The sequence below is a fragment of the Providencia sp. PROV267 genome, from assembly GCF_028477825.1.
GTDB classification, from domain to species: Bacteria; Pseudomonadota; Gammaproteobacteria; order Enterobacterales; family Enterobacteriaceae; genus Providencia; species Providencia stuartii.
In genome coordinates this window covers 20,840-46,644 of record NZ_JAMPLX010000023.1, presented here as the reverse complement: position 1 = coordinate 46,644, position 25,805 = coordinate 20,840, and the positions used below count along the sequence as shown (strand labels likewise).

The 25,805-nt window shown below is 41.8% G+C and carries 26 protein-coding genes; 14 read left to right on the top strand and 12 right to left on the bottom strand.

Features of this window, described 5'->3' with window-relative positions; genetic code table 11:
* Nucleotides 1-2 precede the first annotated feature (2 nt).
* Nucleotides 3-806, bottom strand: coding sequence for a phospholipid ABC transporter ATP-binding protein MlaF (gene mlaF / locus PR709_RS15225; protein ID WP_004925466.1), 804 nt, complete (start codon nt 804-806; stop codon nt 3-5).
* A 483-nt stretch (nt 807-1,289) separates the two neighbouring features.
* Here mlaF and kdsD point away from each other — a divergent pair, with 483 nt between their 5' ends.
* The 11 genes from kdsD to rnk all read left to right on the top strand — a co-directional run bounded on the left by kdsD (nt 1,290) and on the right by rnk (nt 9,123).
* Complete coding sequence (gene kdsD / locus PR709_RS15220; RefSeq protein ID WP_014657575.1) at nt 1,290-2,258, top strand: arabinose-5-phosphate isomerase KdsD; 969 nt, start codon at nt 1,290-1,292, stop codon at nt 2,256-2,258.
* A 12-nt stretch (nt 2,259-2,270) separates the two neighbouring features.
* Nucleotides 2,271-2,831: a 3-deoxy-manno-octulosonate-8-phosphatase KdsC gene (kdsC, locus tag PR709_RS15215; RefSeq protein WP_014657574.1), complete on the top strand. Its 561-nt coding sequence runs from the start codon at nt 2,271-2,273 to the stop codon at nt 2,829-2,831.
* Nucleotides 2,832-2,846: 15 nt separating this feature from the next.
* The gene (gene lptC, locus PR709_RS15210; protein ID WP_004925475.1) at nt 2,847-3,440 is read left to right on the top strand and encodes an LPS export ABC transporter periplasmic protein LptC; all 594 of its coding nucleotides are present in this window, start codon (nt 2,847-2,849) and stop codon (nt 3,438-3,440) included.
* Complete coding sequence (lptA, locus tag PR709_RS15205; protein ID WP_004925478.1) at nt 3,424-3,972, top strand: lipopolysaccharide ABC transporter substrate-binding protein LptA; 549 nt, start codon at nt 3,424-3,426, stop codon at nt 3,970-3,972. The genes lptC and lptA overlap by 17 nt, the downstream gene beginning before the upstream one ends.
* 5 nt (nt 3,973-3,977) lie before the next feature.
* A complete protein-coding gene (lptB, locus tag PR709_RS15200) occupies nt 3,978-4,703 on the top strand; it encodes an LPS export ABC transporter ATP-binding protein (RefSeq protein ID WP_004925481.1) in 726 nt (241 codons plus the stop codon).
* Between the two features lie 45 nt (nt 4,704-4,748).
* Nucleotides 4,749-6,194 carry an RNA polymerase factor sigma-54 gene (gene rpoN, locus PR709_RS15195; RefSeq protein ID WP_272570972.1) on the top strand — a complete coding sequence of 482 codons (1,446 nt, stop codon included), beginning with the start codon at nt 4,749-4,751 and terminating at the stop codon, nt 6,192-6,194.
* 22 nt (nt 6,195-6,216) lie between these two features.
* Entirely contained in the window at nt 6,217-6,504 is a 288-nt protein-coding gene (hpf, locus tag PR709_RS15190; protein ID WP_004925485.1) for a ribosome hibernation promoting factor, read from the top strand.
* A 260-nt stretch (nt 6,505-6,764) separates the two neighbouring features.
* A complete protein-coding gene (ptsN, locus tag PR709_RS15185) occupies nt 6,765-7,232 on the top strand; it encodes a PTS IIA-like nitrogen regulatory protein PtsN (protein WP_004925489.1) in 468 nt (155 codons plus the stop codon).
* A gap of 168 nt (nt 7,233-7,400) precedes the next feature.
* Nucleotides 7,401-8,252: an RNase adapter RapZ gene (gene rapZ, locus PR709_RS15180; RefSeq protein ID WP_004925493.1), complete on the top strand. Its 852-nt coding sequence runs from the start codon at nt 7,401-7,403 to the stop codon at nt 8,250-8,252.
* Entirely contained in the window at nt 8,252-8,524 is a 273-nt protein-coding gene (npr, locus tag PR709_RS15175; protein WP_004925495.1) for a PTS phosphocarrier protein NPr, read from the top strand. Before rapZ ends, npr begins: the two co-directional genes overlap by 1 nt.
* Nucleotides 8,525-8,712: 188 nt before the next feature.
* Entirely contained in the window at nt 8,713-9,123 is a 411-nt protein-coding gene (gene rnk, locus PR709_RS15170) for a nucleoside diphosphate kinase regulator (protein WP_004925498.1), read from the top strand.
* 196 nt (nt 9,124-9,319) lie between these two features.
* On the opposite strand, the gene pmbA is transcribed toward rnk, so the two are convergent.
* Entirely contained in the window at nt 9,320-10,660 is a 1,341-nt protein-coding gene (pmbA, locus tag PR709_RS15165; protein WP_014657572.1) for a metalloprotease PmbA, read from the bottom strand.
* A gap of 173 nt (nt 10,661-10,833) precedes the next feature.
* Between pmbA and yjgA the strand changes: the two genes are divergently transcribed.
* Nucleotides 10,834-11,379 carry a ribosome biogenesis factor YjgA gene (gene yjgA / locus PR709_RS15160; RefSeq protein WP_004925504.1) on the top strand — a complete coding sequence of 182 codons (546 nt, stop codon included), beginning with the start codon at nt 10,834-10,836 and terminating at the stop codon, nt 11,377-11,379.
* Between the two features lie 56 nt (nt 11,380-11,435).
* Here the strand turns inward: yjgA and PR709_RS15155 are convergent, their stop codons facing one another.
* Nucleotides 11,436-13,046, bottom strand: a complete 1,611-nt coding sequence (locus tag PR709_RS15155) for a leucine-rich repeat domain-containing protein (RefSeq protein WP_272570971.1) — start codon at nt 13,044-13,046, stop codon at nt 11,436-11,438.
* Between the two features lie 437 nt (nt 13,047-13,483).
* Here PR709_RS15155 and PR709_RS15150 point away from each other — a divergent pair, with 437 nt between their 5' ends.
* Nucleotides 13,484-13,816 (top strand): low molecular weight protein tyrosine phosphatase family protein, encoded by a 333-nt coding sequence (locus tag PR709_RS15150; RefSeq protein ID WP_004925512.1) that lies wholly within the window; start codon nt 13,484-13,486, stop codon nt 13,814-13,816.
* Nucleotides 13,817-13,989: 173 nt separating this feature from the next.
* Nucleotides 13,990-15,573, top strand: coding sequence for a hypothetical protein (locus PR709_RS15145; RefSeq protein WP_225829603.1), 1,584 nt, complete (start codon nt 13,990-13,992; stop codon nt 15,571-15,573).
* A gap of 41 nt (nt 15,574-15,614) precedes the next feature.
* Here PR709_RS15145 and PR709_RS15140 read toward each other — a convergent pair whose 3' ends face one another.
* Genes PR709_RS15140 through mreD form a run of 9 tightly spaced genes read right to left on the bottom strand, consistent with a single transcriptional unit; the run spans nt 15,615 to nt 25,775 of the window.
* Nucleotides 15,615-16,211, bottom strand: a complete 597-nt coding sequence (locus PR709_RS15140) for an RBBP9/YdeN family alpha/beta hydrolase (protein WP_014657567.1) — start codon at nt 16,209-16,211, stop codon at nt 15,615-15,617.
* Nucleotides 16,212-16,270: 59 nt separating this feature from the next.
* Nucleotides 16,271-16,558, bottom strand: a complete 288-nt coding sequence (locus PR709_RS15135) for a barstar family protein (RefSeq protein ID WP_004925519.1) — start codon at nt 16,556-16,558, stop codon at nt 16,271-16,273.
* A 12-nt stretch (nt 16,559-16,570) separates the two neighbouring features.
* A complete protein-coding gene (locus PR709_RS15130; RefSeq protein WP_004925521.1) occupies nt 16,571-17,056 on the bottom strand; it encodes a ribonuclease domain-containing protein in 486 nt (161 codons plus the stop codon).
* A 14-nt stretch (nt 17,057-17,070) separates the two neighbouring features.
* Entirely contained in the window at nt 17,071-18,516 is a 1,446-nt protein-coding gene (gene tldD, locus PR709_RS15125) for a metalloprotease TldD (RefSeq protein ID WP_104873209.1), read from the bottom strand.
* Between the two features lie 5 nt (nt 18,517-18,521).
* Nucleotides 18,522-19,376: a deaminated glutathione amidase gene (gene nit1 / locus PR709_RS15120; RefSeq protein ID WP_004925524.1), complete on the bottom strand. Its 855-nt coding sequence runs from the start codon at nt 19,374-19,376 to the stop codon at nt 18,522-18,524.
* A complete protein-coding gene (yhdP, locus tag PR709_RS15115) occupies nt 19,376-23,170 on the bottom strand; it encodes an AsmA2 domain-containing protein YhdP (protein ID WP_272570970.1) in 3,795 nt (1,264 codons plus the stop codon). Before yhdP ends, nit1 begins: the two co-directional genes overlap by 1 nt.
* 22 nt (nt 23,171-23,192) lie before the next feature.
* Complete coding sequence (gene rng, locus PR709_RS15110) at nt 23,193-24,662, bottom strand: ribonuclease G (RefSeq protein WP_004925530.1); 1,470 nt, start codon at nt 24,660-24,662, stop codon at nt 23,193-23,195.
* On the bottom strand, nt 24,659-25,246 hold the full coding sequence (locus tag PR709_RS15105; protein WP_060561382.1) for a Maf family protein: 588 nt from the start codon (nt 25,244-25,246) through the stop codon (nt 24,659-24,661). Before PR709_RS15105 ends, rng begins: the two co-directional genes overlap by 4 nt.
* 40 nt (nt 25,247-25,286) lie before the next feature.
* Nucleotides 25,287-25,775 carry a rod shape-determining protein MreD gene (mreD, locus tag PR709_RS15100; protein WP_004925536.1) on the bottom strand — a complete coding sequence of 163 codons (489 nt, stop codon included), beginning with the start codon at nt 25,773-25,775 and terminating at the stop codon, nt 25,287-25,289.
* Between the last annotated feature and the right edge of the window lie 30 nt (nt 25,776-25,805).

Genomic DNA, 25,805 nt, shown 5'->3' with positions numbered 1-25,805 from the left:
TTTTACCCTAATAAATCAGCCAGATAATCATTGGCGGGGAAACGGAACGGTACAGGCCCGTCAGCAATACCATCTAAAAACTGCCTAACACGCGGGTCTTGGTTGTTACGTAGTTCATCCCCCGTTCCTTTCGCAATCACATGCTGCTGAGCCACAATATAGGCTTTATCCGCAATGCTCAGTACTTCAGGAACATCATGAGAAACCACAACACAAGTCACGCCTAACGCCTGATTAAGCTCATCAATCAATTTGACCAAAACTCCCATCGTAATGGGGTCTTGCCCAACGAAAGGCTCATCAAACATGATCAGTTCAGGATCAAGTGCAATCGCTCGAGCTAGTGCAGCTCGTCTTGCCATCCCGCCTGATAACTCTGAAGGCATCAATTTCGCAGCACCACGCAAACCAACCGCCTCTAGTTTCATCATCACCGTTGTGTGGATCAATGACTCGGGTAAGTTGGTATGTTCACGCAGCGGAAATGCGACGTTATTGAACACATTCATATCCGTAAACAGCGCACCAGACTGGAAAAGCATGCTCATCTTTTTACGCGACTGGTACAATTTTGAACGTGATAACGCTGGAATATTATCACCATCAAACCAAATTTCACCTTGTTCTGGGCGTAGCTGACCACCAATGAGACGTAATAAGGTGGTTTTACCAATCCCTGAAGGCCCCATAATTGCCGTTATCTTACCGCGTGGTACGGTTAGGTTAATATCCTCGAATATTTTCCGACTACCACGGGTAAAAGACATGTTACGTACTTCAATTAAGTTGTCTGTCTGTGCTTGCATTTGTTTGATAGCTCATTACACCATGAATTTTGTCTTTTAGACGCACCAAGAGCACGATCTTACAGAAAGATAAACCGAAAATCGTCTAATATCGCATCTGATTGTATTTATAGTATTATAACGTTCGAAATATGTCTGTTGATGTTCAAAATGTGTATTTATATAACTAAAAGGAACATAAAACAGTTCAACGACTTATAGTTAACCAGATTTTTACGCAATTAAAGCAGATAGCTCTTAGACTTTAAAAATTTGTTATCGTTTGAGAATACTAAAGTTTATCATCTTTTATTTGGTTTATGATGCTAATAAATGCAAAGCGCTCTTTGACTTAAGTTTTTGTTAATCACAACACCGTTAGTATTCATTAAAGTACAATGAATATTCGACTAATTTGACAAAGCACTTACTGATAGTAAGTATTCGTTATACAATTCGCGCTCGCTAATCCGATTAACTGAAAAGCTACGCATGGAACAGAAAATGTCAAACATCGATTTTCAGCAAGTAGGCAAAGAAGTTCTCCATATCGAAAGTGAAGGCCTAAAAAACTTAGAACAATATATCAACGATGACTTTACTCACGCTTGCCAGCGCATTTTTGCCTGCCAAGGGAAGGTTGTTGTGATGGGCATGGGGAAATCGGGACATATTGGGCGAAAAATTGCAGCAACATTAGCCAGCACAGGTACCCCTTCTTTCTTTGTTCACCCCGGAGAAGCCAGCCATGGTGACTTAGGGATGATCACCAATAAAGATATTGTATTGGCGATTTCTAATTCAGGAGAGTCAAGTGAGATCCTTGCGCTGCTGCCTGTTTTAAAGCGAATTAAAGTTCCGCTGATCTGTATGACCAATAATCCCAATAGCAGTATGGGCAAATATGCAGATATCCATCTATGCATCAAAGTACCAAAAGAAGCTTGCCCACTGGGACTTGCACCAACCACCAGTACAACAGCAACGCTGGTAATGGGGGATGCTTTAGCTATTGCGCTACTGACGGCAAGAGGCTTTACGCCAGAAGATTTCGCCCTTTCCCACCCAGGTGGCGCACTAGGGCGCAAACTTTTACTACTAGTTCGTGATTTAATGAACGTTGGCGATGATATTCCGCATATTCCTCAAACAGCAACGTTACGTGAAGCTTTAATTGAGATTACTCGCAAAAAATTGGGGATGACGGTTATTTGTGATGACGAAATGAATATTGCTGGTATTTTTACCGACGGTGATTTGCGTCGTATTTTCGACATGGGCATCGATCTTAATAATGCCAAAATCGCCGATGTAATGACCCGTGGTGGAATTAGAGTGTCACAGAATATGCTAGCAGTAGAAGCACTCAACCTAATGCAGTCTAAACATATTACTTCGTTAATGGTTGCTGAAGGTAATAAATTAGTGGGTGTCTTGCATATGCACGACCTCTTACAAGCAGGCGTGGTATAAAAAGGAATGATTATGGATCCGCACTATCAGGATACCTGTTATGGCCCAGTCGCCGAGACAGTATTGCAGAAAGCCGCTAAAGTTAAATTATTAATCTGTGATGTCGATGGCGTTATGTCTGACGGACTGATTTATATGGGTAATAACGGCGAAGAACTCAAAGCCTTCAATGTCCGTGATGGATACGGTATTCGCTGCTTACTCACCTCTGGTATCGAAGTGGCGATTATCACCGGTCGAAAAGCCAAATTGCTTGAAGATCGCGCGAAGACATTAGGGATTACATATCTTTACCAAGGTCAAAGCGATAAGCTTTTGGCGTATCATGAACTGTTAGATACACTGAAGATAACAGAAGAAGAAGCGGCCTATATTGGGGATGACCTTATTGATTGGCCTGTTATGGCAAAAGTTGGGCTATCGGCAGCGGTTGCTGATGCACATCCATTATTACTACCAAAGGCAGATTACGTCACACGTCTTGGTGGGGGTAAAGGGGCGGTACGTGAACTTTGCGACCTCATCCTTCTAGCGCAAAATAAACTGGAAGAAGCTAAAGGCTTATCGATTTAAAGAATAAAGACACCCATGAGTAACGCTAAAAAGTGGTTAATTATCCTGTTATCATTGATAGCACTTGGTCTGATCGGCTGGAACCTTGCCGGTCTTGACACAGACACGCCCACAAACAGTGTCCTTGATAACAGCCAACCTAATTATCAAACCGATGATTCAGTGACATTTGTCTATAATCCAGCGGGTGATTTGGCCTATAAATTAGTATCAGATAAAATTGATAATTATACGGCTGAAAAAATCACTTGGTTTGCTAACCCTGTTTTAACAACATACAACGAAGTCGGTGTACCCACTTGGACTGTACGGGCGCTAAAAGCCAAGTTAACAAATGATAGAGTGCTCTATCTGTATAACGATGTACAGGCCGATAGTTTAAGCCCGGATTCCCAAATCCAACGGATTTCAACCCAAAGTGCCGTCGTTAACCTGATAACACAAGATGTTTCATCAGATGACAAAGTCACTATTATCGGGCAAGGCCTTAATTCTACCGGTCTAAAAATGCGCGGTAACCTGCGCTCAAGAACCGCAGAGTTAATTGAAGATGTAAAAACACATTACGTGCTACAAAAAGAAGAGCAAAAAAATGAATCAAGTAAATAAAAAGCGTTTTATTCAAGGAGCCGTTGCCAGCGCAATTTTTGCTCTTAGCGTACCAGCTTCTGCATTAAAAACTGACACGCAACAGCCAATGACGATTAATTCAGTCAAGCAATCCCTTGATTTAGAAAAAAATGTCACCACATTTACTGATGATGTCGTTATTAAGCAAGGCTCTATTGATATCCGAGCAAATAAGGTGGTTGTGACGCGCCCTAGCAGTAATTCAGATAAAATTACGATAGAAGCGTTTGGTAACCCAGTGACCTTCTATCAATTACAAGATGATGGTAAGCCAATTAAAGGCCGAGCGTCAAAAGCACGCTATGAGGTGGATAAAGAGCTCCTCACATTAACTGGCAATGCTTATCTTGAGCAGTTAGACAGTAATATTAAAGGTGATAAGATCACCTATATCGTGCCAACGCAGCAAATGGAAGCGTTTAGTGATAAAGGGAAACGTGTCACGACAGTATTATTGCCATCACAGCTACAAGAAAAAGGCCCAGCGGCAAACAACGGAAAGAGTAAATAATCGTTATGGCGACATTAACCGCAGAGAATCTGGCAAAAGCCTATAAAAAACGCAAGGTCGTTGAAGATGTTAGCCTTGAGGTGAAATCTGGCGAAATTGTTGGTCTTTTGGGCCCTAATGGTGCGGGAAAAACGACCACCTTTTATATGGTCGTCGGCATCGTCCAGCGGGATGCAGGCAAAATTACCATTGATGGTGAAGATATTAGTCTCCTTCCGCTTCATGAACGTGCGCGCCGTGGTATTGGCTATCTTCCTCAAGAGGCGTCGATTTTCCGTCGCTTGAGTGTTTATGATAATCTAATGGCAGTGCTAGAAATACGCCATGACCTCAACACTGAGCAACGCAAAGAGCGTGCAGAAGAGTTAATGGAAGAATTTAGCATTACCCATTTGCGTGATAGCATTGGCCAATCGTTGTCTGGTGGGGAACGTCGCCGCGTAGAGATTGCTCGTGCATTAGCAGCAAACCCGAAATTTATTCTATTAGATGAACCGTTTGCAGGTGTTGACCCGATTTCGGTATTAGATATTAAAAAAATTATCCAACATTTACGTGATTATGGCTTAGGAGTACTCATCACTGACCATAACGTACGTGAAACGCTCGATGTTTGTGAAAGAGCCTATATTGTCAGTCAAGGGCACTTAATTGCTCATGGCACACCTGAAATGATCCTAGAAAACGAACAAGTAAAACGGGTATATTTAGGGGAAGGTTTCCGGTTGTAAGTCATTGGTTAAGCATTCAATTGAGGTGGAGATAAAAGCACATTCATGAAGCAAAGTTTGCAGCTCAGAATCAGTCAACAACTTGCAATGACTCCTCAATTGCAACAGGCTATCCGTCTGTTGCAACTTTCTACGCTTGAGCTACAACAAGAGATCCAACTCGCCCTAGAAACTAACCCGCTTCTGGAACAAGAAGAAAACACCTCTGACTTAGACTCCCTTGATAGTCTCGATATTCATACTGACAGCAGTGAAATCGATACTAAAGATGCCCTTGAAAAAAGTGATATGCCAGATGAGCTTCCTTTGGATGCGAATTGGGATGAAATTTATACTGCGGGTACGCCATCGGGTACAAATAATGACTATAGCTTTGATGAGTTACCCGTCTATCAAGGGGAAACCACACAAACGCTGCAAGACTATTTGTTATGGCAATCTGAATTAACGCCTTTTACAGACACAGACAGAGCGATTGCTACCGCGATTATTGACTCAATTGATGATTCTGGCTATCTGACAACGCCAATAAAAGAGATCCACGAAGGTATCAATAACCCAGATATCACACTTGAAGAAGTGGTCGCTGTTTTAAAACGCATTCAGCATTTTGATCCGCTTGGTGTGGCAGCACAAGATCTAAAAGAGTGCTTATTTATCCAGCTATCCCTTTACCCAAAAGATACTGACGGGCTAGATGAGGCTCGGTTGATTATTAGTCAACATATTGATTTACTGGCTAATCGTGATTTTCGCCAGCTCAGTAAACTCACCCGTCTAAAAGAGGATGCTTTAAAAACCGCTATTGACCTGATATTGACGTTGAACCCTAAACCGGGCCAATCTATCAATACCGGAGAGTCGGAATATGTTATTCCCGATGTTTTGGTGAAAAAAATCAACGGGCACTGGCAAGTTGAATTAAATACAGATAGCATCCCTAAATTAGGTATCAATAATCACTATGCTTCTTTGATAAAAGATTCCGTGAACGAAAGTGATTCACAATATATTCGTAGTCACTTACAAGATGCCAAATGGCTGATAAAAAGCTTAGAAAGCCGTAATGAAACTTTGTTAAAAGTGGCGACTTGTATTGTAGAGCAACAACAAGAATTCTTTGAGTTCGGTGAAGAGTACATGAAACCCATGATATTGGCAGATATTGCTTATCAAGTGGATATGCACGAATCAACGATTTCGAGAGTGACAACTCAAAAGTTTCTCCATAGCCCGCGAGGAATTTTCGAGTTGAAGTATTTTTTCTCTAGCCACGTCAGTACCGATACAGGAGGTGAAGCCTCTTCAACGGCAATACGTGCGTTAGTGAAAAAACTGGTTGCTGCTGAAAACCCAGCAAAACCATTAAGTGACAGTAAATTGACAAGCATGCTAGCCGAACAGGGCATTCAGGTTGCACGTCGAACTGTCGCTAAGTACCGTGAATCGTTATCTATTCCGCCCTCAAACCAACGCAAACAGTTGGTTTAATTGATAAAATAAGGAAGGTTGTATGGAATTTCAGATTACTGGACACAATATTGAAGTCACCCCTGCATTACGTGAAACTGTTGAGAAAAAGATCAGAAAATTGGAACAATTGTTTGATCGCATTAACGGTATTCAAGTCATTCTGAAAGTTGAAAAAGTTCAGCAAATTGCTGAAGCAACTGTGCAGGTTAATGGTGCTGAACTCCATGCGTCAGCGGAAGAAAGTGATATGTACGCTGCAATTGACCAACTGGTAGACAAACTGTCACGCCAATTAACTAAACATAAAGAAAAACTGAGACAACACTAATACATTTATGGTGAAATCACAGGTTGATTTCAGGCCTTCACCAGACCTTCAATGTTTAGTGGCGGTCATTAGGGATTGTAAAAATAAGCGTCGAAAGCCAAACGGTTGGTTTTCAACGTATGAAACAATGCGAACAACAGTATGCGTTCCCAGTTTGTTAACAACAATCCCAAATCATACTGTGGTGTATAACTAATAAATGGCTTAAACCAGATGGTGGCATACACCATCTGGTTTTGTAGTCCTAAGTGAACAATAAAATGAACAGTGATATAGAAATCCAATTAAGCGCCGTATTATCTTCAGCTTGTACACGCAATAACCTTACTTGTACTAGTAAAAAAAGAGCACTTGAGATTATTAGTGAACTGGCTGCCGCAGAGTTGGGATTACCGGAAAACACGGTATTTGAAGCTTTACTCACCAGAGAAAAAGTAGGAACAACAGGTATTGGCGGAGGAATCGCCATCCCTCACGGCAAGCTAGCAGAAGGTGAACATACACAAGCTGTTGGTGTTTTTTTGCATCTGGAAGAGCCAATCGCCTTCGATGCCATTGATAACCAACCTGTTGATCTGCTTTTTGCGCTATTAGTGCCCGCAGATCAGTGTAAAACGCATCTACACACTTTATCATTAATCGCGAAAAAATTAGCCGACAAATCTCTTTGTAAGCGTCTGAGATCGGCACAAAGCGATGCAGAGTTATATAGTATTATTACTGAGTAGCCTATAATTAAATAACTTCGTCATCACAGGGTTACATGTCTATGAAATTTTGATATTTTCTATATAGCTGTACTGACATAGACTGTGATGTTCTGATAAGTAAGCAAACGATCTATTCAACTATCGGGGTCCTATGATCACCGAAAAGAAACAAAAGGGAGTTAGCTCATGGTGCTGATGATTGTCAGCGGCCGTTCCGGTTCGGGAAAATCCGTTGCCTTACGTGCGCTGGAAGATATGGGTTTCTATTGTGTGGATAACCTGCCGGTTGTGCTGCTTCCAGAACTGGCCAATTCACTCGCAGATCGTAATATTTCAGCTGCTGTGAGCATTGATGTGCGTAATATGCCTGACAACCCAGAAATCTTTGAAGAGGCTTTAGGTAGATTACCTTCTAGCTTTTCGCCGCAATTGCTATTTCTGGATGCCGATCGCAACACATTAATTCGCCGCTATAGTGATACTCGTAGATTACATCCACTTTCGAGCAAAAACTTGTCACTTGAAAGTGCTATCGATGAAGAAAATGAGCTTTTAGAGCCTTTACGGTCACGCGCTGATTTAGTGATTGATACCTCAGAAATGTCAGTCCATGAATTAGCCGAGATGCTCAGAACGCGTTTGATGGGTAAACGTGAACGAGAGCTAACCATGGTATTCGAATCTTTTGGTTTCAAACATGGTATTCCTATCGATGCAGACTATGTTTTCGATGTGCGCTTTTTACCGAACCCACATTGGGATCCGAAATTGCGCCCAATGACAGGCCTCGATCGCCCTGTTGCCGCATTCCTCGATAGGCACACAGAGGTACACAACTTTATTTATCAAACACGTAGCTACCTTGAATTATGGCTGCCTATGCTTGAGACCAATAACCGTAGTTACCTCACGGTGGCAATCGGCTGTACCGGAGGGAAACACCGTTCGGTCTATGTCGCTGAGCAATTAGCTGATTACTTCCGTTCTCGTGGTAAGAATGTGCAATCTCGCCACAGAACCCTAGAAAAACGCAAGTAATGACCTTAAAAGCGACAATCACATTAAAAAACCGGCTTGGTATGCATGCTAGGCCGGCAATGTTACTTTATGAATTAGTTAAAAAATTTAACTCTAAGGTTATTTTACGCAATAATAATCAGATTGAGGCTGAGGCCGATAGCGTTATTGCGATGTTGATGTTAGACTCAGAGCAAGGAAGTACCATTGATATTGAGGTTAGCGGCCCTGATGAGGATCAGGCTTTATCCGCGATTATTAACCTGTTCGAAAGTGGATTTGATGAAAGCTAGTATAATCCACCATTTATTTATGAACTAAATATCAATAATTTTACAAGTATTGGCTCAAAGATCGTGATCATGATCTCTTCCTTTTGGAGCTTGAAGAGCCTAATATTTTATACAATTTTATCACAGCGACACCCCCTACCTTATTGGGTGGGGGGTGTTTGCTTTGTACGTCTCTATTGGAGTGTGGTATGACAAAGCCAACAATTATTATCAATGATTTAGATGCAGAACGCCTAGATGCACTGTTGGAACAAGCAGCTTATGCGGGTACCCCAGTTGCTGACGCACTGAATGATGAACTTGATCGTGCAGACATCCTGTCACCACAGGAAATTCCTGCCGACGTCGTCACAATGAACAGTACGGTGCGTTTTCTTGATTTGATTAGCAATGAAGAACGCACACGCACTTTAGTTTACCCAGCCTCTTTAAAAGATAGTGCTGAGCAGCTCTCTGTTATGGCGCCAATCGGTGCGGCTTTGCTTGGTCTGCATGTTAATGATGAGATCAGTTGGGCATTGCCTAATGGTGTTGAAACACGCGTAAGAGTACTCGAAATTATTTATCAGCCAGAAGCCGCGGGTGAATACCATCGTTAATGGTATAAAATCGCCTAACTTAGCAATAACATCAATGTATTAAATAAGCAGGCTGACGTTAACAGAATAAAAAATGGGTTTCCCACGATAGGCTTTGCAGGCAAAGCGCTTGAAGCCACTTTATCAGGCAAAAAATAAATCTATTCTGTTTATTGATAAGGCACTTCAAAAGGAGTGCCTTATTCATTTGAGCAAATTACTCTCCCGCAATACTCATTTCAGGTAACAATACAGAGCCACACTGAATATTACTGCGAGTTTCAATATCATCGGCAATCGTGACGATATTTGCCCACATATCTTTTAAATTACCTGCTATTGTGATCTCGCTGACAGGATATTGGATCTCACCATTTTCCACCCAAAAACCGGAAGCACCACGTGAATAATCTCCGGTGATCCCACTGACCCCTTGCCCCATCAGTTCAGTAACAACCAGTCCTGTTCCCATTTGTTTTAGCAATGCTTCGAATGACAGCCCCTGACCAGCAATACGCCAGTTATGGATCCCTCCAGCATGCCCTGTACTTTGTAAGCCTAACTTTCTGGCTGAATAAGAGGTCATTAGCCACGTTTGCAACACACCATTTTCAATAATATTGCGCTCAGTGGTGCGAACCCCTTCACTGTCGAATGGCGATGACGCTAATCCACCGATTAAATGCGGCTGTTCAGTGATGGTTAACCAATCAGGTAAAATTTGCTTACCTAAGCTATCGAGTAGAAAAGAAGATTTGCGGTAAATACTACTTCCACTAATTGCCCCAACAAGATGACCAAACAACCCTGTCGCCACTTCAGCAGCAAAAATAACAGGTGCCTTCATCGTTGGCAGCTTTCTCGGTGAGAGGCGTGCCAATGTACGACGAGCGCACTCTTGCCCCACCCATTCAGGCGATTTCAAAGCACTTAAGCTGCGCCCGATGGTATAAGCATAATCACGTTCCATTTCACCATTTTGCTCTGCGATCACACAACTTGACATCGAATAACGGCTTGAGCAATAGCTTTGTAGCATACCGTGAGAGTTACCAAAAACCCGCACGCCATAATGACCATTAAAGCTTCCCCCTTCCGTATTCACAATACGCGGGTCAACCTTAAGTGCCGACATTTCCGCTTGTGACGCCAATTTAATTGCTTCTTCAGGAGTGATATTACTGGCTTGGAATAGTTGTAAATCAGGGGCATCAAAGGCTAATAGTGACTTCTCAGCAGGGCCTGCACATGGGTCTTCCGATGTGTAACGGGCAATGTCTACCGCAGCTTGCACTGTACGCTCAATCGCTTCGGGGCTTAAATCTGTTGAAGAGGCGCTCCCTTTACGTTGGTTGTGATAAACGGTGATCCCAAGTGCGCCATCACTATTGAATTCAACATTTTCGACTTCTCCTTGACGGGTACTGACACTAATTCCAGTGCTTTTGTTCACAGCAACTTCAGCGGCATCACAACGACTTTTTGCAAAATGAAGCGCCCGTGCAACCGCCTCTTCTAAATTTTTACGTTGTTCGCTGACTTGTTCAGTTAAATTCATCGATTCAATCCACATAAAATGGGGGAAACCCGGCTTTTTTTACACCAACTCACAAATGTCGGGTGTCATCAGGGCTTTTTCCCAGTTACAATACATAATATATGAATGTTAACATCCACAACGCGGCAGGTCATGCAATTACACGCTGCGTTCTGTAAAAAGGAAATCGATATATGGCCAAACAGCCTGAAGACTGGCTGGATGATGTCCCAGCGCCGCAAGATGAAGACGATGATGAGATCATTTGGGTCAGTAAAAGCGAAATTAAACGCGATGCTGAAGTTCTCAAAAAACTGGGGGCCGAACTTGTTGAATTAAGCAAAAATGAACTTGAGCGCATTCCACTTGATGCTCAGTTACTCGATGCCATTGAACTGGCACAAAAAATCAAGCGTGAAGGTCGTCGTCGCCAACTACAATATATTGGTAAGTTGCTACGCTCTCGAGACGTTGACCCCATCACAGAGGCTTTAGATAAACTGAAAAATCGCCATAATCAGCAAGTTGTCATTCTGCATAAGCTTGAAGACCTGCGTACACGCCTTATTGAAAATGGTGATGATGTTATCGAAGAAGTCGTTGCTCTGTTTCCCCATACAGATAGACAACAACTTAGGGCATTGGTACGTAACGCTAAAAAAGAGCGTGAAGGCAATAAGCCACCAAAAGCCTTCCGCCAAGTTTTTCAATATTTAAAAGAGCTGTCCGAAAGCGCTTAAATCACCATCCCCTATACCACTCACAATATGCTATAGGGGATGATGTCAAAAATAGATTAAAAACTAACCCCTAAACATTGCCTTGCTTCTTTTATATCAACTTCATATTCACCCATAATGAATTTTTTAAGGTTCTCTCTGAGTACGATTGCATCAATAATTGTTTGATCTTCTAAGACACTATCAATAACCAATGTATTCCAATTTTTGACGGCTAATAGTGCTTGAGCCACCTGATTACCATAGAACGGATTATCACTCTTTAGAAAATTAGCGATATATTGTAGCTTAGGAAGTTTTTGTAAAATATTGATATGACTTTCTTCCATATAGAGAATTGAAAAAGAGAGTTTTTTTAATTTTTTTAACTCAGAAAACTCATCAGGTAGCCATCTCATTTTATAATTATAACTCATATCCAAGTGTGTAAGATGTGTTGACTTGGTTAATGCAATTGGAAAAGTATCCATTAGACAATGGCTGATATTCAGTTCATATAATTTGGGTTGTGGTGCAGTAATATTGATATTTGCATTACCCGATAGCAGTAACACCTTTAAACTTTGAAGTGCTTTGTCGATAAGAAATAAGGTTTCTTCATCTTGAAAACCAAGATCTAAATATTCTAAATTGACTACCTGATATAAAATACAAGGGAACTCGGTAAAATTACAATGGCTTAACAATAGTTTTTTCAATTGATTGAGTACAGGTAGTTCTTCGGGTAAACTTGAAATAGTGTTAAAACTTAAATCAATGGATTCTATCTGATTGATATTTAATATATCTATTGGAAATTCAGTCAACGAGCAGTACGCTAAATTAATGGATTTTAAATGGTCAGTCTGCATTCCCTTCAACGATAATTCTTTTAGCGGATTATTTGATAAATCTAGCTCTTTAATATTTTCAAGCTGAAATATTTCTTCGGGTATTTCTGTAAGATTTAGGTTAGACAAATTAAGTTTAGCATTTTTTGATGCTTTAAACTTATCTATTGCCTTCTGAACTTGACTTACTATATTACCATTTTTCTTAATCGAATTACCTTTTTTTATCGCCTCAATGATTTTATCTATTTTGATATTTTCTTCGGCGTCATCATAATACTTTCCAGATAATACGTCTTTTGCATGATACCTTAAATCTTGGAAACCTAAAAAGATACCTTTACTCCCCTTATCATAGATTGAAAAACAGTGGTCATCCGAAATAATATATTCCGCTGTGACTTTACCTGTTATATTTATCACTCCATGATTATAAATTCCTATCATGGTTTGCTCAACGGTCACATCCCCCTTGATGATAATACAAGCTCCCCCAAATGCTATGTTCTTAGCTGATACATTCCCTTTTACAATAACGGTTGGACCATAATCTACATTACTTTGAGTTAACGCATTTTCGATAATAAGGTCTTTTTCAAAAAGAATAATAGTCCCTCCCATCTCGTCTATATCATCAATTTCTAAAGAGTCCAATGTGACACTTTCTTTGACCCGTAAAAGTCGACCGTTATAATAATCCTCAAGATAACTAGGTAGAAACTCGAGATGGTATTTTTTAACACAATCGGAAAAACTGATGTTTATTCTTTCAAAAAAATTCATTTCCCTTACCTTATTTAGCATTATTTTATTATAAATAAATCTAGCTTTAGTCATAAATATTCAATTATCATTAACCTTGAGATAAATGTAAAATGATTAAACCCAATAACAGTAGAATAATCATTATTAGGATATAAATAACGTAATAATCCTAAAAAACGTTAGCTATCTTGAATTTGCTTGATAGTCATACAATGTCTCCGTATGATACTGACGTTAATCATATTCTTACCCGTATTATCGCGGCTGCTATCCCCGATAACCTTATGTGGAAGATATGGATAATTCAAGAAATCGAGCATGGCGTAGAGCCAAAAATAGAATCCACTCGCCGCGAAAAAAACGAGATCGCTTTCCCGCTGAGAAAAACTGGAAACAGATGTATGGGCGTAGGAAAAAATTATTCGCGCGACACAGCTAGGTATGGCATACCCCCAAATCAGTAACAGACAGCTTGCTCTGAAAGGTTTGGAGGAAATACATAACAGTAAATGAATATTTTATTTATTTGTAGTCGTAACCAATGGCGTAGCCCAACCGCAGAGCAAATTTGGCGCCACCATCCAAGCTGGTCGGTACGCTCTGCTGGCACCAGTAGCAATGCAAGACGCCGAATTACCGCAGATTTGCTCCGTTGGGCTGATGTTATTTTTGTCATGGAACAAAAACATAAAGATCGGCTAAAAGCCAATTTTACTCGCCTACTCGAACACAAATCACTTTATGTACTCGATATTCCTGATGAGTATCAATACATGGACCCGCAATTAATTGAGATACTTAAAGATATTGTTCCAAGTTATCTCAGCGAGTTTATCCCGTAAGAAATGACGATAAGTGAAACCTTTTTTAATTACCCTTAAAGAAGGTTTTATCACAAAATTGATTGAGCCAACATCGAACCTACCGTGTTATCTATTTTATGATTAAAAAAACATTTTATTGGCTTATTCAATATAAAAACCCATAATTCAAACACAATAGGATGTTATCAAAAATGAAAAAATGGTTAGCCTCTCTTTTTAAAAAAGGACAAGAAAATTATCCTGTCGTTTGGAATACGAATATCACGCCAATCTATCAGCATTTATTGCCTTGGATAAACGAATTATCCCCACTCCCTGAATCACTGTCTGAGCTCCCAGATACAACTGAAGTCGATGAAAATACAATTCGTTGGGCTAATGGCGCTGAAGATGGTGTATTCAGCCACCACGGAATGGGGGCTTCTGAAATCACTGCTAGCGAAATTTACACTTCACTAAAAAGAGCGCTGGAGAAAAACGACAAAGAATCGGTTTATCATTTCTATCAGCAAGTCGCCGAACAAAGCCCGTTATCTTATATCGACGATCTAATCCATTTAATCGTCGATAAACAAGAGATCCATGCGCCAAAATTGGAAGCCTTTACCGACTGGTTACTCCACAATAGCCCCGATACTAATGTGGTTAAATTGGCCATTTCCTTTACTGTGTTTTTTCCAAGTGATGAACGCCTTAAGACACTTTATTGTCTTGCTTGCCATGATGAATTCACGCTTTACACTATTATCCCAATCCATGCGATGCTCACATCCACATCTGACTATGATGCAATGTGGCTAAAGTTAGCAAAACGTGTTGAAGGCTGGGGGCGCGTACATCTTATTGAACATCTACCCGATGAAATAAGTGAGGAAACCAAGCAATGGATACTGACTACAGGCTATCAAAATAGTGTTATGGTTGAATATACCGCTTGGCACTGTGCAACCTATTGCCACTTGGCAGATGCATTAGAAACACAAAATGATAGCCAATTATTAGTAGCCTCATCCGATATTATTCAAGCGTTGCTAGGCGGTGGACCGGCACGTGATATCAATGACTATGATGATGCTTTTCGTTGTTGCTTCAATTACTTGAGCCGCATTTTAGAACAAGATTATTTATTAGACTATTATTTTACTGTACTCGGCATTAATGATTATTTTCAAGAAAATAGCGAGAAATTTGAAAATAGCACAGCCATCACTTCATTAGCACAAACTATATTGGATAACCCTATATGGGATAAATTAATCGCTCAAGGTTTAAATAGTGATGATGATATCTTATTCCGTAATAGCACCAGTATAGCCAGAGCCCGTGGTCAAGATATCTTCCCTTATCTATACGAAAAACAGTTAAATCATCCTGAGAATGATTTGTGGTTTGAGTTAATGAAAACGAACGATATAGACCAAGTCAAACAAGTGATAGCCTTAGCAGAGCAGCAGCTCCCATTAGAAGCAATATCGACAGGGCCGAGTGATAGCCTTGGTCTTGGTGCTGGCTATGCACAACATGGAAAACTTGATTTTATTTTACAAGAATTACCGCGTTTTCCTGGTGTCGGTTTATCTATGATCCTCTGTGGGTTGCAAAGCCCTGTAGTGCGTAACCGTAATATGGCTCTTAGGGCATTAGCGAATTGGAAAAGAGAAGATTGGCCTCAAGACTTAGAGCCATTGCTGACTCAATGTCATGCCATTGAGCCGGATAACGAAGCCAAGGCAAGATTTGCAGCCCTCTTACGGGGCGAGCCACTTGAAGATTAATAAAATCAGGCTGGTTGACTTCAATCAGCCTGATTTTATATTCAGTTAAATTGAGTTTTTATTGAGTGAAGTAATGTTGGGAATTCTGTATACCCTTCTCTATCAAGGAAATGCCCAGCTTCTTCCTCAATAATCACTTCGGTTTGTAATGCCTTGGCGAGTGTTTGTGATGATTGTGGTGAAACGACCCAATCATTGGTAGAGATAATTGAAATCCTTTTATCTGCTATATCAATTAAATATGGGTAATCTAATCGGCTCAACGTGTGAGGCTTTAATTCAGGTAGTGTGCTTTGCTCCTGATCAAAACCCGCTACTAAAATATAGCCACCGACTTTATTGCCTTTTGCAACCTGCTGCTCTAAAAAGCGCAATACGGTCACACACCCTAGGCTATGCCCAATAAATAGGGTATTTTCATCAATCTCAATTGCTAAGTTTTTGAGATGTTGTTGCCACTTTAATGGCTCGGGTGATAGCGGTTCAGGCATTTCAGGTACATACACTAACGCGCCTAACGACGCTAACTCAGCCTTTAACCATGGAAACCAGTTTTTTTCTGGTGAAGCGGTATAACCATGCACAATGACAAACTTCTTACCTTTCAATGACTCATTTTGAGAAACGTCATTTGCCATTTTTATTTCTCCATAACCCTAATCAGTTGGCATATACTATACCATGCATAGTTTAATGGTTATTTAGAATTTTTCGTTATATCTAGGGCGAAAATAAACTCATCTTCCCACATATCTTGTGCATCATTCATTACATCAATAATATCCGAGAATTCTATCCGCTGAGTTGATGTCATGTGGCTAAAAACAATGGTAATAGGCAGCTCTAGCCCCGCAGAGACCATATCCCAAAGGGCATCAAGATTGTGACCAAACCAATTTGGCAGCGAGAACCGTTGTGAAAATTGCAAATAAAAGTCTTCAACTGTTTTGATCTGCCGAAAGTCAAAAACTATTTTTTGGTTCATCGCTGCTATCTCTTAGTTTACCTGCTGGAAGCTTTTATAGTGATCTGTAGTGACATAAATCATGCCATCGGAGGAGTATAGCAAACGGTCTGCACCGCGGTGCCCACAGTTGTAATTGATATCAGCCTCATACCATTGGCGATTCGGAGCGATGGGTAACCGCTTCTCTCGATTAGAGAACCTATCTCCCCCAATCGCTTTCCCAGGTAGCACATCACACAGGTTCCCCTGTTTCGGCTCCCAACCAGCCTGACGAGCCGCTTTTTTCGTGATGTAAAAACTCGGCAATTGCTGATGTTTTTGCATATAGCTCACCACATTTGCCTGTTTGGTTAGTTCATCAATTTTCTGGGGATGCGGCTGTTGTTCTGTTGTTTGCGCTGGCACTGAAACAGGCCTTTCGGCCTGTTTTTTGTCTTGTTGTTCACCCGCATTAAAATATAAGCTAAGCGCGATCAAGACCGCCATCAACAGCATTGAAATAATCCGTTTATTCATTGCTTAATTCCAATTTATGCGGTGCCGCCAACAGTCATTTTATCCAATTTCAGTGTCGGTTGCCCAACACCAACAGGCACACTTTGCCCTTCTTTTCCGCACACACCCACTCCCTTGTCGAGCGCAAGATCGTTACCTACCATGGAGATTTGCTGCATTGCTTCAACGCCAGAACCAATGAGCGTTGCGCCTTTAACCGGAGAGGTAATTTTGCCATTTTCAATTAGATAAGCTTCAGAAGTTGAAAAAACAAACTTACCGGAAGTAATATCAACCTGACCACCACCAAAATTAGGTGCGTAGATGCCTTTATCCACGCTAGAGATAATCTCTTCAGGCGTTGACGTACCTGACAACATATAGGTATTGGTCATACGAGGCATTGGTAGGTGCGCATAAGATTCACGACGCGCATTTCCGGTTGGTGCGACCCCCATTAAACGTGCATTCAATTTATCCTGCATGTAATTTTTCAAAATACCATTTTCAATCAAGATATTATACTGACCCGGTACACCTTCATCATCGATGGCTAAAGAGCCTCGACGGCCTGCAATTGTGCCATCATCAACGACAGTACAAAGAGGAGATGCAACCAGCTCACCAATTTGCCCTGAGAAAACAGACGTGCCTCGACGGTTAAAATCACCTTCTAAGCCATGTCCTACCGCTTCGTGAAGCAATACGCCCGGCCAGCCTGCCCCCAATACAACAGGCATCATACCAGCTGGCGCTGCAATCGCTGACAGATTAACCAGTGCCATACGTACCGCTTCTTTCGCATACTGCTCTGCAAGCACTTGTCCTTGATGAATTTCAAGAAAATATTCGTAGCCATAGCGCCCGCCGCCGCCGCTAGCACCGCGCTCACGCTTACCTTCATGCTCCACCAGCACACTGACAGATAAACGAACTAATGGGCGAATATCGGCCGCTAACGTACCGTCCGTTGCTGCTACTAATACTTGCTCATAAACACCCGTTAGGCTTGCATTGACTTCGATCACTCGCGGATCTTCTGCTCTTGCAACCTGATCAATACGGTGCAATAACGCAATTTTGTCCTCTCGTGACAAGCTTTGCAGTGGATCCGTTTCTGAGTATAGCTTCTTGTAGCCCACTTCAGTCAAAATTTGTGATTTACCGTTACCTTGCTCGCTGACGATGCTACGTGCCGCAGTCGCGCTTTGCTGTAACGCCATCAACGAAACCTGATCGGCATAGGCAAATCCCGTTTTTTCGCCACTTATCGCTCTAACACCGACGCCTTGGTCAATGTTATAAGAGCCGTCCTTGATGATGCGATCTTCTAATACCCACGCTTCGTGGTAGCTTGATTGAAAATAGAGATCCGCATAATCAATTTTACGCTCAGATAACAAGCCTAGTGTGTCGTACAGTTTTTGATGGTCAAGACCATTGGCGGCCAGCAAATGTTCGCTGACAGAAGCTAAACTCATATTGGTTACTCTTTTATTGTGTCTTTTTTAATCAATGAAGTCAGTTGCGGCCTAAAGCGGTTATGTTTCACCACTCGGATTTGTTCCCGCATCCCACTTAAATTTTCAGTTTGAATATTTAAAACCGTCGATGCTACAGCATCAACGTTCTTTTTCATAACTTTACCCCAACCATCGACGGCTAAGGTGTGGCCCCACGTTCTGCGCGTACCATGTACACCAACTTGAGCGGGCGCTAATATAAAACATTGGTTCTCTATCGCCCTTGCACGCAGCAGTGGCTCCCAATGTGCTTTACCGGTATAACGCGTGAAAGCGGCAGGTACAGAGATAATCTCAGCCCCCTGCTCACGCAAGGCTTGGAATAAACCAGGGAAGCGGAGATCATAACAGATTGTCATACCTAATCGGCCTACAGGCGTATCAACCACCGTGATATGTTCACCACGCTGATAAATAACCGATTCATTATAGGTTCCCTGCTCATCTTCAATATTCACATCAAACATGTGGATCTTGTCATAGCGTGCCTGAATCTGCCCTTGGGAATCAATTAAAATACTGCTGCTCGTAATGCGTTCAGGATCCTCACGGCTGATCAATGGCATTGAGCCAATTAAAATCCAGACATTGTAGCGCTTCGCCATATTGGCAATAGCTTCTTGTAAAGGGCCTTGCCCTTCTTTTTCGGCCTGTTTACGGTAAGTCGCCGCATCTGCGAACAACAAGGCATTTTCAGGTGTCAATACTAGCTCAACAGTCTCTGGCAACTGCTTAATTTGCTGCTCAATCTGTGCCAAATTATGTTTCGTATTTTTACCGCTGCATAACTGCAAAAGTGCAACATTGCCATTTTTCATTACTCTTGAGTCTCCTTTAGCTGACGCAATACTTCATCAATTTTGGGTTCATCCAAGCTTCCTGTCACACGGTAACGTATCACAGAAATTTTGCTCCATAGCGGACCTAATACTTTTGATGCAGCAAAAACCGCTGCACCCGCAATCGGGTTAACTGCAAATGCCGTTGCTACTCCTACTGTAGCAGATATTTCGGGCGTCACGACCGCTTCACCGTTAATTTGGCGTTTCACCAAATCAATTTCCCCACTTAACGTAATATCGGCAACTAACCCATCAATGTACACATCTTTTGCTAATAGAATACCATTACGGATCTTGGCATTACCTTTAATTGAGTCAAAGTCAAAGTCATTACTAAAGGTATCGCGAAAATCAAATTGAAGTTTGCGTAATAGTGCATCAAAACTCACTAGCCGTAACAGTTGGCCCGCTCGCCCTCCGCCCATTTTAGCGATCGCGCCTTTACCAAGCTTACTTGATAACGCGCCATTAAGGGTTGCAATATCTGGCGACCAAGGTACATCTTGCCAATTGAGTTCGAAATCAAGCGTATAAGGTGAACCGATAATAGGAACTAAAATACCATAGTAAGCGGCTGTTTCATCAAATTGCTCCCCACTTAAGGAGCCTGCAATTTGTGTACGGTTTTGTTTACCGCTTTGCCATAAAGCATCTAATTTTAATTGAGTGGCGCTATTACTTAATGTTCCACCACTTAGTTGCAATGTATTTCCTTGCGGCTTCAAGTGGGCACTCAATTTCCCTAATTTTTGTCCACCTGCCCAGCAATCTTGGCAATTAACCGTCATTTCAGGCCAATGGCTAAAGTTGAATGAGGAAGAGTCATTGCTACTGGTTGTTTGTTCCCCAGGGAATGCCATTGGGTTGTAATACAGGTAATCGATATTCAGCACCCAAGGCTGTTGAGCAAAAATCTGTAATTCCCCTTTAAGATTTTCGCTTGATACCTTAATTTGCTGCTCTTTAGCCAACAAGTTAAATGAGAGGTCTAAATTTTGCCATGCTTGTCCACCTAAAGACAGGGATGGTGTCTTCACTCTCACTGTTTCAGGTAAGCCAATATTTATCGATTTACCACCTTGATCTGCTGAAAAAAATGTATCGACTGTTTTTACCCATTGTGGGTTAGTAATCACTGGCAAATCAGCAAGTAGCATTGATGACTGCGGTAACTCTGGTGGCTTGCCATTCCATTTTGCCAGAGTGCCTTTTTCTAAACGTAATTGTGGTGCTCTCAGATCCCAACGCGTGTTGAAACCAATACGCCGACCAATATCACCGCCTATATTTAAATGCGTCGATGAGCCTTTAGCTGTTGCATTGACCGTCCCTAACTCTTTAAGTAAGCGATCGTCCAATGCAGGGAGGCGGCTTTTCAGTTTTTTTAAACCAGCAGAGAATTCCACGGCAAGAGCCATATCATCGGACGGCGAATGTGGAAGTGTAATTTCAATATGACTGTTCCAATCGCTGGTTCCCGCCACTTTTTGCTTTAATGAATCAGGCAATTGAGCAATTTTTGCTATATCCCAATTTCCCCCTAGATCCACCTTCACTTGGTAATCTTTAGGGTTATCAACCGTTGAAAAATTGACGTCGACAGGTTGCCCCAGCCATTGTGCTTTTAATTTATCACCGACCAAATCGCCGTTGTTAAATTTAAACTGCCCCGTCAACTCCGTGAGCTTACTGTCGATAGGCTTAATCAATAAATCATTTTTATTCAGATTGATATTCCCTTTCGCGTTAACTTCCTTGCCGTGTGCTAACGGAATAGATAAAGCGAGATCACCTGTTACCATGCCTCCAATTTGCAACTCATCTAACGTATTCCCAATCGAGCTTTTCAGTGGTGTCATACTAAAATACTGCTGTATTTGTGAGCCTGTACCCGCTAAATCAGCCTTAATAAATAGCATTTCATTTTGATAATTCGGGATATCAGCGGTTAGCTGTGTGGCTGTTGCTTCACCTAATTTGACACTGTCTGCACGCATTGCCAGACCTGAACGTTTAAAATCAAGGTTAATGTCTAAATTAGATAAAGCAGGCCAACCTTTATCATACTCAAAGGTCGCTTTGCGTAAGGGCACAAAGACTTGGAACTGGCCATCGTTCTGATTAAATGGGAAATGTTTAGGGTCACCCTTGAAGACGACTGTCGCATCTTTCGCTTGCCCTGCGATGATAGCGTTTGATAGGTAGTCCGCTAGGCTTTCCCCCATCAACTGTTGCGGGAAATAGCGCCACGCTTCTCCCGCATTATCAATATTGACGCCCGCTAAGATGCTCAGGTCAGTATCATCACTTTTTTTCGACTGATAAAAACTAAACTGCCCATTCGCCCATAATGAAGAGGCCTGTATATCCAGTTGGTCGCTCCACAACTTGAATTGATTGTCATCATTTTGCCAATACAGTTGTCCGCGTGCTTTATCAATTTGAAAAGGGGCTTTAAATTGAGGCTCATAGTCAACATAACTCTTATCTAATGTCGCAGAGAGAACCCCTCGCTGCGCATTCCCGACCAAGACCCCCGTGAAGTGATCAACCGAAGGGAGTTGTTTCCATTTTTTCCAACTGACATCCTGCCAGTCCATATCAATTTGCGTGTGCTCAAGTTGATCGGGAGTAATATCTAGAGCAAAAACGGATAATAAACCTTTCGGTTGGCGATGCTGCCATTCTTGCACCGTTTCTGGCGTCACAAATGAAAAAGTAGGTAAGATTTCACTAAGGCGCTCTAACTCAATATTTTTAGCTCGGATCCGCCAGTGATCTTTTTGGTGGTATTTCATCGATGAAGGCAGATAAAGTACCGAAACACTCCCATTCGGCCAAATATATTCATTGGTTTTTAATGTATCTAACTCAGGAATATTAAATAACCAGCCTTCCCCTTGCCTTCTCATGCGGATGAGTAAATCATTAACTTGTAGGTTTTGCGCTAAAGGGGCTTCCCCCCAATTCGCTTCGCCTTGTCGTAACTGCAAGAGGCCGCTATCAATACGATTATTTTTGATGGTAACCCAAGAGGATAAGCTAAAATTGGCATCGCGCAGCCCAGTATTTTCACGTAACCAGCGACTTAACCATGGCTGCATATCTATATTGTCAGCTTGTAGATAAATGGTGCCGTCGCTCAAGATGCCGTTTTTATCTTTAATATCAATTTTGACTTGCAAAAAACCATGCTGTTTGTTGATCGTTTCTAAGCTAACAAACCCTTGGGCACGGTGGCGGCGTTGCTCATTCAACCAAGTTAATTCAGGTAAAATCAGGGTTGTTTTTTGCTCTGATGGCGTCAGAAAGGTCAGTTGGCTATTTTTGAGAGTAAAATGGTTAAATTGCTTTAGAAATAGCCCTTCAATACTATCACTATCAATCGGTTGTGCGCGGCCTTCAAAACTAAAAGGCACTTTATAATCGACATTGAGCTGGTAGAAAGTGATGTCACGAAAACGCCATGTTAAAGAAAGTAACGAGCTCCAAATATCGAGTTCAACGGCGATTTTGCTGGCTTTTGCATCGACTTCTTCATTGCGAACAACCACATCGGTTAAGGTCAGAACCGGCCCAAACGATTGCCATGCCCCCTCAATTTCACCTATTTGTAAGGTGATATCCGTGTTTTTTTCAATATAGCCAATGATATCTTGCCGGTAATAGTTGATATTCGGTAAGAAGAAACGTAGCCCAGTGAGCAGCAATGCACCAAGCAGCAGCACGATAGCCGTCGTCATCCATACTACCCGTGGCAGTCGTTTCACCCGTTTCTCCTTCACGTAAAAACTACATCATGATGACATCAAACTGTTCCTGACTGTATAACGATTCAGTCTGAACTTTAACCTGCTTACCGACAAAAATTTCCACTTCCGCAAGGGCATGAGACTCGTCACCAGTCAGTGCATCAACCACTGATTGGGAAGCATAAACTAAGAACCTATCTGCATCGATTGTGCGATGAACACGAACAATTTCTCGTAAAATTTCATAACACACGGTTTCAACCGATTTTACTGTGCCACGCCCTTGGCAAGTTGGGCACACATCACACAAAACATGCTCAAGGCTCTCCCGGGTACGCTTACGCGTCATTTCCACTAGCCCTAGCTGAGAAAAGCCATTGATCGTGGTTTTTACTTTATCTTTACTAAGCGCCTGCTCCAAAGAGGCTAAAACACGGCGACGGTGCTCGATATCACTCATATCAATAAAATCGATAATAATAATACCGCCCAAATTTCTCAGCCGTAACTGACGAGCAATCGCTTGGGTCGCCTCTATATTGGTGTTAAAGATGGTCTCCTCAAGATTGCGATGCCCTACAAACGCCCCTGTATTGATATCGATTGTCGTCATCGCTTCAGTTTGATCGATAATCAAATAACCACCTGATTTCAATTCGACTTTCCGATCCATCGCGCGTTGGATCTCGTTCTCTACGTCAAACAAATCAAAAATCGGCTGGTTACCTTGATACAATTCAAGCTTAGCTGTCATTTCAGGAACATATTCTTCAATAAACTCCTGTAACTCCTTATAGGTTAGACGAGAATCCACACGAATTCTATCTAATGAAGCCCCCGCAAAATCACGAATTATCCGGTAAGCGAGTGATAATTCGCCATAAATTTTGGTGCGAGTGACATTACGTTTCTTCCGTTCAATGACTTTAGCCCACAAACGTTTGAGAAATGCCGCATCTTGCTTCACTTCATCTTCACCCACCCCTTCAGCAGCGGTGCGTATGATAAAGCCACCATTTTCATCGCAATATTGAGACACGCACTCTTTTAAACGCTCGCGTTCACTTTCACTTTCAATGCGCTGTGACACACCAACATGTGAAGCTCCCGGCATAAATACCAGATAGCGAGAAGGCAATGTAATATCTGTCGTGAGCCTTGCACCTTTCGTGCCTAAGGGATCCTTCACGACTTGAACAATCAAGTCTTGCCCTTGTTTAACAAGTTCAGCGATATCTCTAACATGGAAATTCTTTTGCTCATCCCCAGCAATGCACTCGGTATGAGGCATAATATCGGAGGCATGTAAGAAGGCAGCTTTATCCAGACCAATATCAACAAAGGCCGCCTGCATACCGGGCAACACACGGCTCACACGACCTTTGTAGATATTCCCTACAATTCCTCTTTTTGCTTCTCGCTCTACGTGGATTTCTTGCAAAATCCCACCATCAATATAAGCAACGCGCGTTTCAGATGGTGTAACATTTACTAGTAACTCAGCCGTCATGACATCCCCTTACCATCACTTAACGCTAAAAATCGTTGTATTAATTCATCTGTTTCTACTAACGGTAAACCAACAACTGCATGATAGCTGCCATTTATACGCCTTACATAACAGCCACCCTTACCTTGGATCCCATAGGCTCCAGCTTTATCCATAGGCTCCCCTGACTTTATATAATCCTGTATTTCAGTTAAAGATAACTCGCGGAACGTCACATCTGTCACAATCAATGCGCTGAGTGTGCGATCCATATCCGAGATTGCGACAGCCGTCATCACTTGGTGCGTATTTCCCGAAAGGGCTGACAGCATTTCTTGAGCATGCTGTTCATGGCGAGGTTTCTCTAGGATTTGATTATTAAGAACAACAATGGTGTCTGCCCCAATTACCGGGCATTTTTTAGGCGCTATTTTAACCCCCGCCTGTGATTTCTCCCGCGCCAAACGTTGAACATACGCTTCAGGAGTTTCACCCGGTTGCCATTGTTCCTCAACGTTGGGAAGCAAGATATCAAAATGATATCCTAATAGTTGCACAAGCTCTCTTCTTCTCGGCGAACCAGAAGCCAAATAAATATAACTCATAAAACGATATTCCAGAGATAATTGCCAGCCGGTAAAAATCTTAACACACTGAAAACTGACGACGAATTTTCCGTAATAGCAAAAACAGCCATGGCCACAGAATACCATTTACGAGACTATTCCAGAATACTTGAGGGTGGAATAATACCTGAGAAGAGACAAATTCAGCCCAAAAAACAGTCATATCCAGTATGATTGTCAGCAACACAATGATTAAGGCTTGCTGCCACAGCGCCATATTTCTCAGTAATTGGTATTTATAGGAGACAAGATAACAAATAATACTGTATGAAAGGGCGTGAACCCCCAATGCCGAACCTTGAATAGAGTCAACAATAATGCCAAGAATAAAGCTCGTTCCCACACTTACACGGTGCGGTAACGCCATAACCCAGTAGATAAGGATCAAAAGTAACCATGATGGCCGATAAAACGTAAATTGTTCCGGCCATGGGACCAATTGCAAAATCAATGCAATGAAAAAAGAAATCCAAATAATACTGCGACCATTACCGCGATATTCATCCATTTAACTAACCCTCTTTACCCATAGCCATTA

Excerpts from the sequence above, each read along its gene's own strand:
- mlaF (WP_004925466.1), bottom strand. The coding sequence starts at position 806 with ATGCAAGCACAGACAGACAACTTAATTGAAGTACGTAACATGTCTTTT.
- kdsD (WP_014657575.1), top strand. The coding sequence starts at position 1,290 with ATGTCAAACATCGATTTTCAGCAAGTAGGCAAAGAAGTTCTCCATATC.
- kdsC (WP_014657574.1), top strand. The coding sequence starts at position 2,271 with ATGGATCCGCACTATCAGGATACCTGTTATGGCCCAGTCGCCGAGACA.
- lptC (WP_004925475.1), top strand. The coding sequence starts at position 2,847 with ATGAGTAACGCTAAAAAGTGGTTAATTATCCTGTTATCATTGATAGCA.
- lptA (WP_004925478.1), top strand. The coding sequence starts at position 3,424 with ATGAATCAAGTAAATAAAAAGCGTTTTATTCAAGGAGCCGTTGCCAGC.
- lptB (WP_004925481.1), top strand. The coding sequence starts at position 3,978 with ATGGCGACATTAACCGCAGAGAATCTGGCAAAAGCCTATAAAAAACGC.
- rpoN (WP_272570972.1), top strand. The coding sequence starts at position 4,749 with ATGAAGCAAAGTTTGCAGCTCAGAATCAGTCAACAACTTGCAATGACT.
- hpf (WP_004925485.1), top strand. The coding sequence starts at position 6,217 with ATGGAATTTCAGATTACTGGACACAATATTGAAGTCACCCCTGCATTA.
- ptsN (WP_004925489.1), top strand. The coding sequence starts at position 6,765 with ATGAACAGTGATATAGAAATCCAATTAAGCGCCGTATTATCTTCAGCT.
- rapZ (WP_004925493.1), top strand. The coding sequence starts at position 7,401 with ATGGTGCTGATGATTGTCAGCGGCCGTTCCGGTTCGGGAAAATCCGTT.
- npr (WP_004925495.1), top strand. The coding sequence starts at position 8,252 with ATGACCTTAAAAGCGACAATCACATTAAAAAACCGGCTTGGTATGCAT.
- rnk (WP_004925498.1), top strand. The coding sequence starts at position 8,713 with ATGACAAAGCCAACAATTATTATCAATGATTTAGATGCAGAACGCCTA.
- pmbA (WP_014657572.1), bottom strand. The coding sequence starts at position 10,660 with ATGAATTTAACTGAACAAGTCAGCGAACAACGTAAAAATTTAGAAGAG.
- yjgA (WP_004925504.1), top strand. The coding sequence starts at position 10,834 with ATGGCCAAACAGCCTGAAGACTGGCTGGATGATGTCCCAGCGCCGCAA.
- PR709_RS15155 (WP_272570971.1), bottom strand. The coding sequence starts at position 13,046 with ATGACTAAAGCTAGATTTATTTATAATAAAATAATGCTAAATAAGGTA.
- PR709_RS15150 (WP_004925512.1), top strand. The coding sequence starts at position 13,484 with ATGAATATTTTATTTATTTGTAGTCGTAACCAATGGCGTAGCCCAACC.
- PR709_RS15145 (WP_225829603.1), top strand. The coding sequence starts at position 13,990 with ATGAAAAAATGGTTAGCCTCTCTTTTTAAAAAAGGACAAGAAAATTAT.
- PR709_RS15140 (WP_014657567.1), bottom strand. The coding sequence starts at position 16,211 with ATGGCAAATGACGTTTCTCAAAATGAGTCATTGAAAGGTAAGAAGTTT.
- PR709_RS15135 (WP_004925519.1), bottom strand. The coding sequence starts at position 16,558 with ATGAACCAAAAAATAGTTTTTGACTTTCGGCAGATCAAAACAGTTGAA.
- PR709_RS15130 (WP_004925521.1), bottom strand. The coding sequence starts at position 17,056 with ATGAATAAACGGATTATTTCAATGCTGTTGATGGCGGTCTTGATCGCG.
- tldD (WP_104873209.1), bottom strand. The coding sequence starts at position 18,516 with ATGAGTTTAGCTTCTGTCAGCGAACATTTGCTGGCCGCCAATGGTCTT.
- nit1 (WP_004925524.1), bottom strand. The coding sequence starts at position 19,376 with ATGAAAAATGGCAATGTTGCACTTTTGCAGTTATGCAGCGGTAAAAAT.
- rng (WP_004925530.1), bottom strand. The coding sequence starts at position 24,662 with ATGACGGCTGAGTTACTAGTAAATGTTACACCATCTGAAACGCGCGTT.
- PR709_RS15105 (WP_060561382.1), bottom strand. The coding sequence starts at position 25,246 with ATGAGTTATATTTATTTGGCTTCTGGTTCGCCGAGAAGAAGAGAGCTT.
- mreD (WP_004925536.1), bottom strand. The coding sequence starts at position 25,775 with ATGGATGAATATCGCGGTAATGGTCGCAGTATTATTTGGATTTCTTTT.